Raw genomic sequence first — 14,497 nt, 5'->3', positions numbered from 1 at the left:
TCAGCAGATGCGCGGCAGCGGGTCGCCGACCAGCACGTCGACGATCCGGGTGCCGCCGAAGGCGGTCCGCAGCAGCACGAGCCCGGGAGGGTCGTCCTTCACGTGCCCGATGACCGCGGCGCCCTCTCCCAGGGGATGCGCCCGCAGGGCGGCGAGGGCCGTCCCGGCCGCGGGCCCGGCCACGACCGTGACCATCCGGCCCTCGCAGGCGACGTACAGCGGGTCGATGCCGAGCAGCTCGCACGCCCCCCGCACGGCGGGCCGCACGGGCACGGCGTCCTCGTCGACGACGACCGCGACGCCGGAGGCGCGGGCGATCTCGTTCAGGATCGTGGCCACGCCGCCGCGGGTGGCGTCCCGCATGCAGCGCACCCCGGTGGGGGACGCGTCGAGCAGCGCCGCGGTCAGGCCGTTCAGCGGCGCGGTGTCGGACGTCAGGTCGGCCTCGATGTCCAGCTCCCCGCGGGCCAGCATGATCGTCACGCCGTGCTCGCCGATCGGGCCCGACACCACGACCGCGTCGCCGGGCCGGGCGCGGGCCACGCCCAGGTCCGCCGGCCGGTCGAGCAGGCCGACGCCGGCGGTGTTCACGTAGCAGCCGTCGGCCTTGCCGCGCTGCACCACCTTGGTGTCCCCGGTGACCACGCTGACCCCGGCCGCGTCGGCCGCCCTGGCCATGGACGCGGTGACGCGCCGCAGGTCCTCGACGGGGAACCCCTCCTCAAGCACGAACCCGGCCGACAGGTAGAGCGGCCGCGCCCCGCAGACCGCCAGGTCGTTCACGGTGCCGTTGACCGCGAGGTCCCCGATGTCGCCGCCGGGGAAGAACAGCGGGGAGACCACGTACGAGTCGGTGGTGAAGGCGAGCCGCGAGGAGCCGACGCCGAAGACGGCGCCGTCCTCAAGCGGCTCGAGCAGCGGGTTGCGGAACGCCTCCAGGAACACCGCCTCGACCAGCGTCTGGGTGGCCTTGCCGCCCGAGCCGTGGGCCATGGTGATGTGCTCCTCCTTCACCCTGGCCTTCCGCCGGCGGGCCCGGTCGATGCGTTCCAGCACCTGCTCCTCGCGGCTCGCGGCCGCGTTCTCCGCGGCGTGCTCGCGCACGGCGGCCTCGGCCCAGCCCGCGGTCCTGTCGATCTCGGTCACCGCGTCGCCTCCCTCACCCGCTCCCGGGAGAAGCGGCCGAAGTTGTAGTAGGCGGCGCAGGCGCCCTCGGAGGAGACCATGCAGGTGCCGATCGGCGTCTCCGGCGTGCAGGCCGTGCCGAACACCTTGCACTCCCACGGCTTGAGCACGCCCTTGAGGACCTCGCCGCACTGGCAGGCCTTCGGGTCGGCCACCCGGCCGCCGGGGATCTGGAAGATCCGCTCCGCGTCGTGGGCCGCGTACCTGTCCCGCACCCGCAGCGCCGAGTGGGAGATGAAGCCGAGGCCGCGCCACTCGAAGTACGGCCGCAGCTCCATGACCTCCGAGATCGCCCGCAGGGCCCGGACGTTGCCCTGCCACGGCACGACCCGGGAGTACTGGTTCTCCACCTCCGACCGGCCCTCGGCGAGCTGGAGCAGCAGCATGTAGATCGACTGGAGGATGTCCAGCGGCTCGAAGCCGGCCACCACGAGCGGCTTGCCGTAGTCGCGGGCGATGAACTCGTACGGCCGGCAGCCGATGATCGTGGACACGTGCCCCGGGCCGACGAACCCGTCGAGCCGCAGGTCGGGCGAGTCGAGGATGGCCTTGATCGCCGGGATGATCGTCACGTGGTTGCAGAAGACCGAGAAGTTGCCGATCCCCTCGGCCGCCGCGCGCAGCACGGTCATCGCGGTGGAGGGCGCGGTGGTCTCGAAGCCGATGGCCATGAAGACCACCTGCCGGTCCGGGTTCTGCCGGGCCACCTTGAGGGCGTCGAGCGGGGAGTAGACCATGCGGATCTCGGCGCCCCGGGCCTTGGAGTCGAAGAACGACCCGCGCCCGCCCGGCACCCGCATCATGTCCCCGAACGACGTCATCACGACGCCGGGCTGCTCGGCGATGTGGATGGCGTCGTCGACCCGGCCCATCGGGATCACGCAGACCGGGCAGCCGGGGCCGTGGACCAGCGTGATCGTCTCCGGCAGGTAGTCCTCCAGCCCGTGCTTGTAGATGGTGTGGGTGTGGCCGCCGCACACCTCCATGAACTTGTACTCGCGGCCCGGCTCGCACAGGCTCGCGATCCTGGCGGACAGCGCGCGCGCCTTGTCGGCGTCGCGGTACTCGTCGACGAATCGCATCGGGATCAGCCCCTGTCGATGGACGAGTCGCGCAGAGCGGCGAGCTCGTCGTCGTAGGCCTGGCCGATGCCCTCCAGGAAGTCGAGCGCCGCCTTCGCCTCGTCCTCGTCGATCTTGGACAGCGCGAAGCCGACGTGGATCAGGATCCAGTCGCCCGGCCGCAGCGTCTCGCCGTCGAGCAGGCCCACGTTGACGGCCCGCCGCACGCCGCTCACGTCCACCTTCGCGAGGTCAGTGTGGCCCGGCAGGATCTCCACGATCTCCCCGGGGATGCCCAGGCACATGTGACTCCTCCGCAGTCTGGATGTACTCGAGGACGAGGCGGTCCCCGCCCTCGGTGTCGACGTCCACGCCGCCGCACGCGGGGCAGACCGCGAGCGCGTCGTCGGACTCGGTGGTGAGCCCGCACTCCCGGCAGTTCAGCCGTACGGGCTCGATGACCAGGTCGAGCGTCGCGCCCTCGGCCACGGTTCCCTCCGTGACCAGGGCGAACGCGTGGTCCATGGCGGGCGGGGCGATGCGCAGCAGGGCCCCTGCCCTCAGGCGGGCCCGCCGTACGGGCCGGCCGTGCGCGCGGCGCTCGACCGCGTCGAGGACCGCCTCCGCGATCCCGAACTCGTGCACGTCGCTCACCCCGCCTCTCCGGCCCGCACGGCCCGCCTCCGGGCCCGCGGGCGCGCCGGCGCCGCGGTCAGCAGCATCCGGCGGATCCGCACGTACCGCTTGATGTCGGGGAGCGACTGCACCAGCAGCGCGACCGCGCCGGCCAGGAGCAGCAGGATGATCAGGCGTCTCACCATCGTCCCTCCTCCTCGCGGCGGGCCGGGACGGGGCGCGGCGCGGCCGGCTCCCCCGTCTCCTCCGCGATCACGTCGAGGACCAGGTCGGCCGCCCGGGCGACGGCGCGGGCGACCGCGGGGCTCAGATCCATGCCGGGGGAGGTGTCGGCCGGCTCGCAGCCCACCATCAGCACGCGGCCGGTGAACGACCGGGTCAGCGCGAGGGCCAGCGTGAGGACGGCCTGGGGGGTCATGTCGTGCGCGTCGACGAACGCCGGGGCCAGCTCGGCGGGCGACGGCTCCAGCACGTACAGCGTGCCGGGGGCCTTGCCGCGGGGCACGGTGTCCACGATGATCACCAGGTCGTAGCCCGCGGTCAGCTCGTAGGCGAGGTGGACGCCGCGGATGCCGTAGTCGCCGACCTCGACGCCCTGCGGCAGCCGCGCCCCGGCCAGCCGCCGGGCCACCTCGACGCCGAACCCGTCGTCGCCGAGGAAGACGTTGCCGACCCCCGCCACCAGGATCCTCATGGCCGGCTCCCCTCGTCGATCGGCTCCACCTCGTCGGGCGCGAAGTAGAGGAACCGGCCCTGCGCCCGCTGCAGGTCGGCCCCCTCGTCGTCCTCCAGCGTGACCGCGAGGTGCCGCACGCCGTCCACGTCGAGGAACACCCCCTCGACCAGCGCCGTACGGCCGGCGAGGAACATGTCGTGGGCGTCGGCCCTGCGGTGGCCGGGGTGGAGCCGCACCCGGCTGCCCCGGGCCACCTTGCGCCCGGCCACGAGCACGCTGTCGGTGTCCGGCGACACGGTGCCGTCGGCGCCCGGGTCCCACCAGGGGACGGACGGGGGCCCGACGTCGCCGAGGCCGCGGATCGCCCCGTGGAGGCGTTCGAGGACCTCGGGCGGCAGCTCTGCGGCCCGGTCGAGGATCTCGGCGGCCCGGGGGTCGGTGGCCCGCGCCTCGCGTGCCTCCTCCTCGGTCAGCGTGAGCGCCCGCAGCGTGAGCAGCTCGTCGATCTCGGTCGCGTCGAACAGGTCGCCCGGGCTCTCCGGCGCGATCGAGGGGTAGTCGTACAGGATGATCGGCGACGACAGGACGGCGTCGCGCCGCCCGGGCTCGCCGACCAGCACCGGCCAGGTGTGCTCGTTGCGGCACAGCCGGGCGGCCGCCGCGGCCCACTCGGGCGGGTCGAGCAGCGAGACGAAGGCGGCGTGGGTCACCGCGAGCAGCAGGTGGGCGGCGACCAGCGAGCGGCGCAGGGCGTGCTCGCGGGGGGCGTCCGGCCGGTCCCAGGACGAGGCGTTGTCCACCGCCACCCGCAGCCGGACCAGCCCGTACGGCCCGGGCAGCCGCTCGGCCCCGATCCGCACCACGGCGTCGATCGGTTCGTGGACGCTGACGACGCGGCCGACGCGCGCGCCGCCCCCGTCGATGATGGGCTCGTACGTCCGGTCGCCGGCCACGTGGACCTCCACGGTCTGCCCGGCCTCGTGCAGCTCCGCCAGGCGGGGGGCGAACCGGATCTCCCGCTCGGTCGCCTGGTCGTACGTCAGGTAGGTCCGGCCGCCGGCCTCCAGCCGGAGGACCGGCCGGTGGCCCCGGCTCCCGGCCCGCTCGACCCTGCGGCACGTCACGTGCAGGAACCGCAGGCGCACGTCGAGCGCGGCGTCGCCGGGCGCCTCCAGGAGGCACTCGGTGAGGGTGGCCGACGGCTCGCCGGTGGAGGAGTACGCGGGGGGCACCAGCACGCCGAACTGCCAGCGCACGCGGTTCTTCGCGGCCGACGCCCGGTAGGGGTAGAGCAGGTAGCCCTCGTACAGCACGGCGTCGGCGACGCGGCGGGCCGCCTCCAGGGCCGCGGTCATCCCCTCGCCTCCTTCAGCAGCAGGCCGAGGGCCTCGTCGTAGGTGGCGAGGGCCCGCTCGGACTTGAAGAGGCGCAGCTCGCGCAGGGTGTCGCGGCGCAGCCGCAGCCAGCCCGAGCCGGGGAAGTACCGGTCCATCATCTCGCGCCACACCGCGACCGGCAGGCGGTGGCGCGTCTCGCAGTCCCACGGCACGGGATGGACGGTGAGGCCGTTGCCCGCGCGGGCGAAGACGCTGCCGCTGAACAGGAGGATCAGCGGGATCTCGCCGTCCTCCAGCGAGGCGAAGTAGGCCCCGGCGGCGACCTCCAGGTCGTAGCCGCAGGGCACCGGGAGGTCGAACTCGGTGCTTCCCGTGAAGCCGGGCACCGTCGCCGGCACCATGGCGAACTGGATGGGCCGCAGCGTGTCGCCCCATCGGGACGGCTCGCCGAACAGGTCCGCCAGCAGGGCCGCCTCCTCCGGGCCGTACCGGCGGCGGTGCGGCTCGATCCGGATCTGGCAGCGCAGCGCGATCGCGTGGACGCCCTCGGGCGCGGGGTCGGCGATCCGCAGCCGGAACACCAGCGTGGGGCCGGCGGCGTAGGGGTCGGCCCAGGCGCCCAGGCAGTCGAAGCGCGGGTCATCGGCCATCGCGGCCTCCCTCGGAGATCGCCACCGGGGACCGGCGGCGCAGGTCCGCGAAGAAGCCGTCGATCGCGTCCCAGGCCTCCCGGCCGCCGTCGAAGCCCTTCCACAGCGAGCGCACGAGGCCCACGAGCCGGTAGCAGTCGTCGATCGGCACGAGGTGGCAGGCGAAGCCGTCCGGGCCGCGGTCCACGAGCAGCGCCTCGACGTCGGGCTCGGCCTCCGCGAACGCGGGGTTGGCCGCCAGCACTCGCTCCCAGGTCTCCAGCGGCAGCAGCGACTCGGTGGCGCCCGCGGGGCTGGGGTAGAACGCCACCGTCCGGCCGAGCAGGGAGTTGCGGAAGAAGAACGCGGTCCGCACGGGGATCTGCAACTCCTCCCAGTCGGCCGCCGAGATCCGGAACGACGGGTCGTACAGGCGGCGCTCCGGCACGGCGCGGTACCGTCCGCCGGCGGCGCCGCACTGGGTGAACAGCAGGCGGCAGGCGCGGCAGACGCACATCAGCGACCGCTTCTCCATGTTCACCAGGTGGCCGTGGCCGTCCGCGATCGGCTCGGCGCACATCTCGCACCGCTCCGGCACGGCGTCCGGCGACGGCCCCGGAGCGGCCTCGGCCGGGACGACGAAGCGGCGCAGCCCGGCGGTCACGGGACGGCCTCCGGAACCGGGCACGGCCCCGGCGGGCGCGGCCCGATCTGCAGGAGCGGCCCAGCCGGTCCCGTGGGCTCCGCCACGCCGTCCACCTCGACCCGGACGACCTCGGGGGCGGCCTCCCGGACGGCCCGCTCGACGGCCTGGGTGACCGTGACCCGCGACGACGGGCAGCCGTTGCAGGTGCCGGCGAGGCGCAGGCGCACCACCCCGTCGGGGCCGACGCCGAGCAGGTCCACCCCGCCCTCGTGGAGGCCCAGGTAGGGCCGCACCTCGTCGAGGGCCGCCCGCACCCGCTCGGCCGTGGTCAGGGGGTGCAGGTCGTGGAGCACCAGCAGGCCGGAGACCAGGCCGTCGGCGGTGAGCCCGCGCAGCACGTCGGCCGCGCCCGCCTCGGTCACGATCTCGACCACGCGCTCCAGACCGGCGCCGTACAGGCCGACGAGCACCCGCACCAGCTCCTCCGCCTTCGCGCGGGCGACCGGGTCCGCCAGGCCGCCCAGCTCCGCGACGAGCCTTTCGACCTGCTCGCCGGCCTCCCGGACGTCGCGCGCTCCCCGCATCGGCCGCGTCCCCCCTCAGCCCCCGGGCCCGGTCCCGCCGCCGAAGGCGTGCGGGCTGTGCACGACGCGCAGCTCGCGGCCCGGGCCGAGGTACATGTGCACGCCGCACGGCAGGCACGGGTCGAAGCTGCGCACCGTGCGCATGATGTCGATCCCCTTGAACGACTCCGGCGGGTTCTCCTCGAAGATCGGGGTGTTCTGCACCGCGTCCTCGTACGGCCCCGGCGTGCCGTGGACGTCGCGCACGCTCGCGTTCCACGGCGTCGGCGGGTACGGGTGGTAATTGGCGATCTTCCCGTTCCTGATCACCATGTGGTGGGACAGCACGCCGCGGACGGCCTCGGTGAAGCCGCAGCCGATCGCCTCATCGGGCACGGTGAACGGCGACCAGGTCCGCGTGTGCCCCTGGCGCACCTCGGCCAGCGCCTGCTCCGCGAAGTGCAGCGCGCAGGCCGCCGCGTACGCCTGGAAGTAGGTCCGGGCACGGTTGCGCTCGATCGCGTTGGACAGCGGCTCCCCGTTCCATTCCGGGATGCGCCACTCGAAGGTCTTCTCGGCCCGGGTGGCCGTCCTCGGCAGGTTGATCTCCACGCTGTCGCCGGTGGCGCGGACGTACCCGATGTCGACGAGGCCGTTGAGCGCGGTGGACCACAGGCGGGCGAGCGGGCCGCCGCCGGTGTCGAGCGCGAGCAGGTGCTCGCCGTCGTACCAGCGGGGCGACATCACCCAGCTGTACTTGTCCGTGAAGTCGCGCTTCTGCGGCCGCGGGATCGTGTGCTGGTTCCAGGGGTGCCGGATGTCGACCGGGTTGCCGAGCGGGTCCTCGGTGACGAACGGCTCCCGGTCGGCCCAGTCCTCGTAGTAGGAGCTGCCGAGCAGGATGCGGATGCCGAGGTTGATGTCCACCAGGTCGTTCGTGAGCAGCTTGCCGTCCACGATCACGCCCGGCGTGACGAACATCCGCCGTCCCCAGTCGCTCATGTTCCGGTACGTGAAGTCGCAGTACTCCGGGTCGTTCAGGCTGCCCCAGCAGCCGAGCAGGACCCTGCGGCGGCCCACCTGCTCGTAGCCGGGCAGCGCCTCGTAGAAGAAGTCGAAAAGGTCGTCGTGCATCGGGACGACCCGCTTCATGAACTCCACGTACCGCATGAGGCGGACCAGGTAGTCCGTGAACAGCTGGACGGTGGCCACCGTGCCCACCCCGCCCGGGTAGAGCGTGGAGGGGTGCACGTGCCGGCCCTCCATCAGGCAGAACATCTCGCGCGTGGTGCGGCTCATCGCGAGGGCCTCGCGGTAGAACTCGCCCTCCAGCGGGTTGAGCGAGCGCATGATGTCGGCGATCGTGCGGTAGCCGTGGTCGCCGGCGTGCCGCGCCTCGGTGCGCTCGGCGAGCGCGAGCACGCCGGGGTTGGTCTCCCTGACCATCTTCTCGCAGTAGTCGACCCCGACCAGGTTCTCCTGGAAGATGTTGTGGTCGAACATGTACTCGGCGGCCTCGCCGAGGTTGATGATCCACTCGCCGATGTGCGGCGGGCGCACCCCGTACGCCATGTTCTGCGCGTAGACCGAGCACGTGGCGTGGTTGTCGCCGCAGATCCCGCAGATCCGGCTGGTGATGAAGTGGGCGTCGCGCGGGTCCTTGCCCTTCATGAAGATGCTGTAGCCCCGGAACACCGACGAGGTGCTGTAGCACTCCGCGACCTCCCGGTTGGCGAAGTCGACCTTCGCGTAGATGCCCAGGCTGCCGACGATCCGCGTGATCGGGTCCCAGGCCATCTCGACGAGTTCGCGGTCCTGATCCTGCGGGAACGTCCGGTCCCTCTCGCGTTGCAGCGTCATCTCAGCTCCAGGGCGCCTTGTAACCGGTGAGCAGCTCGCGGCCCCTTCTGCGCCACCTGGGCTCCTTGTCCACCGTTTTGAACGTGAAGTTGCGCAGGGTGCGCACGATCGAGCCGTACGCCTCGCTGGCGGTCGCCGAGACCCGGGCGCCGGGCGGCTCGTCCATGAACGGCATGAACTTGTCCGGGAAGCCCGGCATCGTGCAGGCGATGCAGATGCCGCCCACGTTGGGGCAGCCGCCGACGCCGTTGATCCAGCCGCGCTTGGGCACGTTGCACTTCACCACCGGGCCCCAGCAGCCGATCTTGACGAGGCACTTGGGCGAGCCGTACTCGGTGGCGAACTGCCCCTGCTCGTAGTAGCCGGCCCGGTCGCACCCCTCGTGGACGGTCATGCCGAACAGCCACGTGGGCCGCAGCGCGTCGTCCAGGGGGATCATCGGGGCCTGCCCCGCGAGCTGGTACAGCAGGTAGAGGATCGTCTCCGACAGGTTGTCGGGGTGGATCGGGCAGCCGGGGACGTTGACGATCGGGAGCCCCGCCTTCGATCGCCAGTCCCAGCCCAGGTAGTCGGCCACGCCCATGGCCCCCGTGGGGTTGCCGGCCATCGCGTGGATCCCGCCGTACGCCGCGCAGGTGCCGGCCGCGAGGATCGCGGTCGCCTTGGGGGCGAGCCGGTCCAGCCACTCGCTCGTGGTCATCGGCTGACCGGTGTCGGGGTTGTTGCCGAACCCGCACCAGTAGCCCTCACGCTTGATCGACTCGTTGGGGATCGATCCCTCGATGACCAGGACGAACGGGTCCAGCTCGCCGCGGTCGGCCTTGTGGTACCACTCGATGAACGTGTCGGCGCCCTGCATCGGCCCGCACTCGAAGTCGATCAGCGGCCAGTGCACCGCGACCTTAGGCAGGCCGGGCAGCGCCCCGAGCACGATCTCCTCGATGCTCGGCTGGGTCGCCGCCGTGAGGGCGACCGAGTCGCCGTCGCAGCTCAGCCCCGCGTTGATCCACAGGATGTGGACGGGCGACTCCTGCGTCTCGTCCCGCGTTTCCACCGGCGCGGTCATGCCGCTCACCATCCCCGTGACGTTCCTGCGTAGGTGCTGCCCGCCAGCGCGTCCTGGGTCAGCTCCCACAGCGCGTGGTAGACCGTGGTCTGGGCCTCCTGGATGCGGTGCACGGAGGTCGACGGGACGACGAAGAGGTGGTCGATCGTGCCGAGCTCGGCCATCTGGCCGCCGTCGTACCCGGCCAGCCCGACCGTGACCATGCCGCGCCGGTCGGCCTCCCGGAAGGCCGCGATGAGGTTGCGCGAGTTTCCGCTGGTGGACAGCCCGAACGCGATGTCGCCCGGCCGTCCCGAGGCCGCGATCTGCCGGGCGAACACCACCTCGAACCCGATGTCGTTGGCCAGGGCCGTCACCACCGCCACGTCGGCAGTCAGGGCGAACGCCGGCAGCGGCCGGGCGCCGGCGCCCGGGTGGAGGAACAGCGCGGCCACGTCCTGCGCGTCGGTCGAGCTGCCTCCGTTCCCGAAGGCGAACAGCCGCGCTCCCCGGGAGAACGCGCCCGCCATGGCCCAAGCGCACGCGGCCAGCCGGTCGCCGTCCCGTTCGAGGACCGCCCGGCGCAGAGCCACGATCTCGTTGGCCTTCTCGACGGTCGACGCGCGGACCGACGTCAGAACCGCCTCCAGGTCCGTGGCGCCGGAGTAGAGGAAGGGGTAGAGCGACTCCATCGAGTCACCGGGCCGCTCGCTCATGGCCCCTCCTCGCGGCAGGCGTCAGTGATCACGGCGATCGCCTCCTTGGCGTGGACGAGCAGCACGTCCCCGAGACGGGCCTCCACGAGGGCGACGCTGACCTCCTCCTCGCCGCCGCCTCCGTCGACCATGGCGAGGCCGTCGCCGAGCAGCCGGACGACCCGCACCCGGACCGCCTCGTCCGAGCAGGTCACGCACACCTCGTCGTGGCAGGGCGACTCGGGGGCGCTCACGCGACCACCCGGGGGCCGAGCACCCCCGGCTGCTCGAAGAACACGTGCACCAGCTCCCAGAGGATGTGGTAGGTCGTGACGTGGACCTCCTTGATCACCCGAGGGTCGCCGGACCGGACGACCAGGGCGTGGTCCACCGAGGGGCTGCGCGCGATCGCCCCGCCGTCCCCGCCGGTCAGCGCCAGCGTGAGCAGGCCCATCGCCTTCGCGGTCTCCAGGGCGCGCAGCACGTTGCGGCACTCCCCGTGCGGGCTGACGCCGAGCGCCATGTCCTGCGGCACGGCGAGGTGCCTGATCTGGTGGGCGAAGACCTCGTCGAAGCCGCTCTCGGCGGCGACGCCGGTGATCGTGGCCACGTCGCCCGTGAGCGAGAACGAGGGCAGGGCCCGCTTGCCGACGATGACGGGGTGGACGAACTCGACCGCGATGTGCTGGGCGTCGGTCGCCGCCTCCCCGTCGCCGAAGACGATGAGACGGCCGCCGTCGTGGAACCGGGTGGCCATCGCGTGACAGGCCCGCGCGACCGCGTCCGCGTCCCGTGCCAGGCCACAGGCGGGCCGGGCGCGGCGGGCGAACACCTCGCCGACCGTGGCGAGCGCCGACTGGTCCATCGCGGACCACTTCCCCCGGCTCGCGTGCCCCGCGTTCCCCGGAGCGGAGCAACCCCCGATCCGACCGTACGCTTCCACCGACTTACCGAAATCAACAAATGTCGGTGATTACGTAAATATCGACTGAGGTGGGATGGCGACATGACGCGGCCCCGGTCCGGAGGCGTCCGGACCGGGGCCGCGATCGTCCACCAGGGGACGGCGTGCGGGCTAGCCCACGCTTCGCCTGCCGTACAGGCCGGCCGCGAGGATCACGCCGACCGCGGCGAGGACGACCTGGATGATCAGTTCGATCCAGTCGATCCCGCGGGTCTCGGCCACGCCCAGCGCGCCGGCGATCGCCGTGCCGATGAGGGCCGCGATGATGCCGATCACGATGGTCAGCCAGATCGGGATCGCCTGGCGGCCCGGTACGACCAGACGGCCGAGCGCGCCGATGATGAGCCCGATGATGATGGCGGAGATGATGCCGGAGACGGCCATGCTTCACGCTCCTCTTTGTCGGCTGCCAGCCTTCTGCCCGACAGATGGGGGACGACACCTAACGAACCGGTCTCGGACCCCTGTGAGCCGCCGGGGCGGGAACCCTCCCGCCCCTCCAGTCGTTCCCACAATTCACGACTTTTTCCCCAAATTGGTACGAATCGGGAGGTGCCGTGGAGGTCGAGCGCACGGCGTTGCCGGGGATCGGGCTGCAGCATGTGCTGACCACGGAGCGCCGGCGGCAGGTGGGGGTGATCTCCCACCACACGGGACGGCGGGACCTCGTCGTGTACGACAAGGAGGACCCCGACACCTGCGTGGTGACGGTGGCGCTCACCGCCGAGGAGGCCAACGCGCTCGCGGAGCTCCTGGGCACCGGGCGGGTCGTCGAACGCCTGGCCGAGCTGCAACGGCAGGTGGAGGGCCTGGTCACCGAACAGATACCGATAGCACCGGGATCGCCGTACACGGGCCGGCCGCTGGGGGACGCGCGCGTGCGCACCCGCAGCGGCGCCTCGATCGTCGCCGTCGTCCGCGACGGGCAGGTCGTGGCCAGTCCGCGCCCGGACTTCCGCTTCGAGGCGGGGGACGTGGTGGTCGTCGTGGGCACCGCCGAGGGCACCGCGGCGGTCGCCGACATCCTCTCCAGCGGGTGATCGCGGATGCACGCAGCCGTCCAGCTCATCGAGCTGGGAGCGATCATCCTTGCGCTGGGCCTGCTCGGCGCGGCCGCCGTCCGCTTCTCCGTCTCCGCGATCCCGCTCTACCTCCTGGCCGGCCTGGCGTTCGGCGCCGGCGGCATCCTTCCGCTCACCACCAGCGAGGAGTTCGTCTCCGTCGGCGCCGAGGTGGGCGTCATCCTGCTGCTGTTCACGCTCGGGCTGGAGTACACGGCCGACGAGCTCGTGGGCACGTTACGCACCTCGGCGCCGATCGGCCTGCTCGACCTCGTCCTGAACGCGGCCCCCGGCGTGGTCGCGGCCCTGCTGCTCGGGTGGGGACCGGTCGGCGCCGTCGCCCTCGGCGGCATCACCTACGTCACCTCCTCCGGGATCACCGCCAAGGTCGTCGGCGACCTCGGCTGGCTGGGCAACCGCGAGACGCCGGCCGTGCTGTCGGTGCTGGTCTTCGAGGACCTCGCGATGGCGGCCTACCTGCCGATCCTCACGACGCTGCTCGCCGGGGCCGGGCTGGTGGCCGGGGCGACGAGCCTCGCGGTGGCGGCGGCCACGATCACCGTCATCCTGCTCATCGCCCTGCGGCACGGGCGGCTGGTGGAGCGGTTCGTGGCGAGCCCCAGCGACGAGGTCCTGCTGCTGAAGGTGCTGGGCCTGACCATGCTGGTGGCGGGCGTCGCCCAGCAGCTCCAGGTGTCGGCGGCCGTGGGGGCGTTCCTCGTCGGCATCGCGCTGTCCGGGCCGATGGCGCACAGCGCCCGGCAGGTGCTCAGCCCCCTGCGTGACCTGTTCGCCGCCGTGTTCTTCGTGTTCTTCGGCCTGCAGACCGATCCCGGGCAGCTGCCCCCGGTGCTGCCGATCGCCGCCCTGCTCGCCCTCATCGGCGTGGCGACGAAGTTCGGGACCGGCTGGCTGACCGCCCGGCGCGCCGGGGTCGCGCTGAGCGGCCGCCTCCGGGCGGGGGCCGCGCTGATCCCGCGCGGCGAGTTCAACATCGTCATCGCCGGCCTCGCGGTCGGCGGCGGCGCCAACCCCCGTCTCGGCCCGCTGGCCGCCGCCTACGTGCTCATCCTCGCCGTGGCCGGCCCGCTGCTCGCCCGCGCCGCCGAGCCGGTCGCCCGCACCCTCCGCCGTCGTGCGAAGGCCCCCCGGCCGCGCCCCGCGGGGTCGCGGCCGCCGCGCGAGGAGACCCGTCCCGTCCCCGAACGCCTGGACGACCTGGACGAGCGCGAACGGGCCGACGAGCTGCCCTGACCGCACGCCCGGCCCGCGCGTTCCGGCCGCACGCCCGGCTCGGGTGGCGGGCCGGGCCGTGCGGCTTCAGGCCGGCAGGCCCATGGAGTCGGCGAGGGACTCCGTCTCCACGGCGAGCAGCGTGGCCGGGTCGTGGCCCATGCCCTCGAACCGGCCCTGCACCTCCAGGACGACCGCGCCGTGCAGGCGACTCCAGGCGATCACGGTCCCCGCGAGCGCCGCGGCGGGGTCGGCCGCGTCCGGGGCGTGGGCCCGCACCCAGCCGGCCACGCCGGCGTCCCGCTCGATCCACCGGGCGATCTGGGCGCGCATCTCCTCGGCCGCCGGCCAGATCCGGCCGTGGGCCAGCACGCCGAGGAACGGGCCGAGCACCGCGCGGGCCCGCGTGACCGTCTCCTCCGGCGGCCGGTGGGCGGGGGAGGGCGCGTCCGCCAGCAGCCGGTAGAGGTGGGGCGATCCGACCGCCCACCGCCGGTACGCCCCGGCCAGCGCGTGCAGCCGCTCCCGTGGGGACAGGCCGGCCGTGCCGGCGCAGGCGGCCCGCATCGCTGCAGCCGCGCCGTCGTACGCGTCCATGACCAGCTCGGTCAGCAGGTCGTCACGGCCCCGGAAGTACTTGTAGAGGGCCGGCCCGGTCAGGCCCAGCCTCCTGGCGACGGCGTTCAGGCTCAGGGCCGCCGCCCCGCCCGCGCCCACCTGCTCCAGAGCCGCCTCCTTGATCTCGGCGCGTAACCGGCTGCGGTACCGCTCGCGCGACGTCCCCTTGCCGCCGGACATGCCGGGGGGCCTCCTCGACGCTCGTGACCACGACCACAGCTTCGGTTGTAACCTCTCACCGCGGTAAGGTCACGATTCCCGATCACCAAGGAGCCTTTTCGTACGCGC

General features: G+C 73.1%; 19 protein-coding genes. 2 read left to right on the top strand and 17 right to left on the bottom strand.

Annotated features, from left to right (window positions below):
• The 16 genes from hypE to Mco01_RS08175 form a co-directional block, all read right to left on the bottom strand.
• Complete coding sequence (gene hypE / locus Mco01_RS08250) at nucleotides 1–1,146, bottom strand: hydrogenase expression/formation protein HypE (protein WP_275410476.1); 1,146 nt, start codon at nucleotides 1,144–1,146, stop codon at nucleotides 1–3.
• Nucleotides 1,143–2,267: a hydrogenase formation protein HypD gene (hypD, locus tag Mco01_RS08245; RefSeq protein ID WP_204056294.1), complete on the bottom strand. Its 1,125-nt coding sequence runs from the start codon at nucleotides 2,265–2,267 to the stop codon at nucleotides 1,143–1,145. The genes hypE and hypD overlap by 4 nt, the downstream gene beginning before the upstream one ends.
• Nucleotides 2,268–2,272: 5 nt before the next feature.
• Nucleotides 2,273–2,524: a HypC/HybG/HupF family hydrogenase formation chaperone gene (locus Mco01_RS08240; protein ID WP_307825564.1), complete on the bottom strand. Its 252-nt coding sequence runs from the start codon at nucleotides 2,522–2,524 to the stop codon at nucleotides 2,273–2,275.
• Nucleotides 2,499–2,900, bottom strand: a complete 402-nt coding sequence (locus Mco01_RS08235; RefSeq protein ID WP_239103434.1) for a hydrogenase maturation nickel metallochaperone HypA/HybF — start codon at nucleotides 2,898–2,900, stop codon at nucleotides 2,499–2,501. The genes Mco01_RS08240 and Mco01_RS08235 overlap by 26 nt, the downstream gene beginning before the upstream one ends.
• Complete coding sequence (locus Mco01_RS08230) at nucleotides 2,897–3,067, bottom strand: DUF6893 family small protein (RefSeq protein WP_204056292.1); 171 nt, start codon at nucleotides 3,065–3,067, stop codon at nucleotides 2,897–2,899. Before Mco01_RS08230 ends, Mco01_RS08235 begins: the two co-directional genes overlap by 4 nt.
• Complete coding sequence (locus Mco01_RS08225) at nucleotides 3,061–3,576, bottom strand: hydrogenase maturation protease (RefSeq protein ID WP_204056291.1); 516 nt, start codon at nucleotides 3,574–3,576, stop codon at nucleotides 3,061–3,063. Before Mco01_RS08225 ends, Mco01_RS08230 begins: the two co-directional genes overlap by 7 nt.
• Nucleotides 3,573–4,913, bottom strand: coding sequence for a hypothetical protein (locus Mco01_RS08220; protein ID WP_204056290.1), 1,341 nt, complete (start codon nucleotides 4,911–4,913; stop codon nucleotides 3,573–3,575). The genes Mco01_RS08225 and Mco01_RS08220 overlap by 4 nt, the downstream gene beginning before the upstream one ends.
• Nucleotides 4,910–5,545 carry a DUF6084 family protein gene (locus Mco01_RS08215; RefSeq protein WP_204056289.1) on the bottom strand — a complete coding sequence of 212 codons (636 nt, stop codon included), beginning with the start codon at nucleotides 5,543–5,545 and terminating at the stop codon, nucleotides 4,910–4,912. The genes Mco01_RS08220 and Mco01_RS08215 overlap by 4 nt, the downstream gene beginning before the upstream one ends.
• On the bottom strand, nucleotides 5,535–6,188 hold the full coding sequence (locus Mco01_RS08210; RefSeq protein WP_204056288.1) for a DUF5947 family protein: 654 nt from the start codon (nucleotides 6,186–6,188) through the stop codon (nucleotides 5,535–5,537). The genes Mco01_RS08215 and Mco01_RS08210 overlap by 11 nt, the downstream gene beginning before the upstream one ends.
• Nucleotides 6,185–6,754 (bottom strand): NifU family protein, encoded by a 570-nt coding sequence (locus Mco01_RS08205; RefSeq protein WP_204056287.1) that lies wholly within the window; start codon nucleotides 6,752–6,754, stop codon nucleotides 6,185–6,187. The genes Mco01_RS08210 and Mco01_RS08205 overlap by 4 nt, the downstream gene beginning before the upstream one ends.
• Before the next feature lie 15 nt (nucleotides 6,755–6,769).
• On the bottom strand, nucleotides 6,770–8,593 hold the full coding sequence (locus Mco01_RS08200; protein ID WP_204056286.1) for a nickel-dependent hydrogenase large subunit: 1,824 nt from the start codon (nucleotides 8,591–8,593) through the stop codon (nucleotides 6,770–6,772).
• Nucleotide 8,594: 1 nt separating this feature from the next.
• On the bottom strand, nucleotides 8,595–9,659 hold the full coding sequence (locus Mco01_RS08195; protein WP_204056285.1) for an NADH-quinone oxidoreductase subunit B family protein: 1,065 nt from the start codon (nucleotides 9,657–9,659) through the stop codon (nucleotides 8,595–8,597).
• 5 nt (nucleotides 9,660–9,664) lie between these two features.
• Nucleotides 9,665–10,354 (bottom strand): D-sedoheptulose-7-phosphate isomerase, encoded by a 690-nt coding sequence (locus Mco01_RS08190; RefSeq protein WP_204056284.1) that lies wholly within the window; start codon nucleotides 10,352–10,354, stop codon nucleotides 9,665–9,667.
• On the bottom strand, nucleotides 10,351–10,587 hold the full coding sequence (locus tag Mco01_RS08185) for a HypC/HybG/HupF family hydrogenase formation chaperone (RefSeq protein WP_204056283.1): 237 nt from the start codon (nucleotides 10,585–10,587) through the stop codon (nucleotides 10,351–10,353). The genes Mco01_RS08190 and Mco01_RS08185 overlap by 4 nt, the downstream gene beginning before the upstream one ends.
• Nucleotides 10,584–11,198 carry a D-sedoheptulose-7-phosphate isomerase gene (locus tag Mco01_RS08180; protein ID WP_204056282.1) on the bottom strand — a complete coding sequence of 205 codons (615 nt, stop codon included), beginning with the start codon at nucleotides 11,196–11,198 and terminating at the stop codon, nucleotides 10,584–10,586. Before Mco01_RS08180 ends, Mco01_RS08185 begins: the two co-directional genes overlap by 4 nt.
• 210 nt (nucleotides 11,199–11,408) lie before the next feature.
• Nucleotides 11,409–11,681, bottom strand: a complete 273-nt coding sequence (locus Mco01_RS08175; protein ID WP_036325746.1) for a GlsB/YeaQ/YmgE family stress response membrane protein — start codon at nucleotides 11,679–11,681, stop codon at nucleotides 11,409–11,411.
• Between the two features lie 173 nt (nucleotides 11,682–11,854).
• On the opposite strand from Mco01_RS08175, the gene Mco01_RS08170 reads away from it, so the two are divergent.
• Together Mco01_RS08170 and Mco01_RS08165 are read left to right on the top strand one after the other, a co-directional pair.
• Nucleotides 11,855–12,337 (top strand): cation:proton antiporter regulatory subunit, encoded by a 483-nt coding sequence (locus Mco01_RS08170; RefSeq protein ID WP_204056281.1) that lies wholly within the window; start codon nucleotides 11,855–11,857, stop codon nucleotides 12,335–12,337.
• Between the two features lie 6 nt (nucleotides 12,338–12,343).
• On the top strand, nucleotides 12,344–13,612 hold the full coding sequence (locus Mco01_RS08165) for a cation:proton antiporter (protein ID WP_204056280.1): 1,269 nt from the start codon (nucleotides 12,344–12,346) through the stop codon (nucleotides 13,610–13,612).
• 66 nt (nucleotides 13,613–13,678) lie between these two features.
• Here the strand turns inward: Mco01_RS08165 and Mco01_RS08160 are convergent, their stop codons facing one another.
• Nucleotides 13,679–14,389 carry a TetR/AcrR family transcriptional regulator gene (locus tag Mco01_RS08160; RefSeq protein WP_204056279.1) on the bottom strand — a complete coding sequence of 237 codons (711 nt, stop codon included), beginning with the start codon at nucleotides 14,387–14,389 and terminating at the stop codon, nucleotides 13,679–13,681.
• Nucleotides 14,390–14,497 lie beyond the last annotated feature (108 nt).

Source organism: Microbispora corallina, from assembly GCF_016863035.1.
GTDB lineage: Bacteria > Actinomycetota > Actinomycetes > Streptosporangiales > Streptosporangiaceae > Microbispora > Microbispora corallina.
This window is presented reverse-complemented; position numbering and strand designations above follow the sequence as displayed.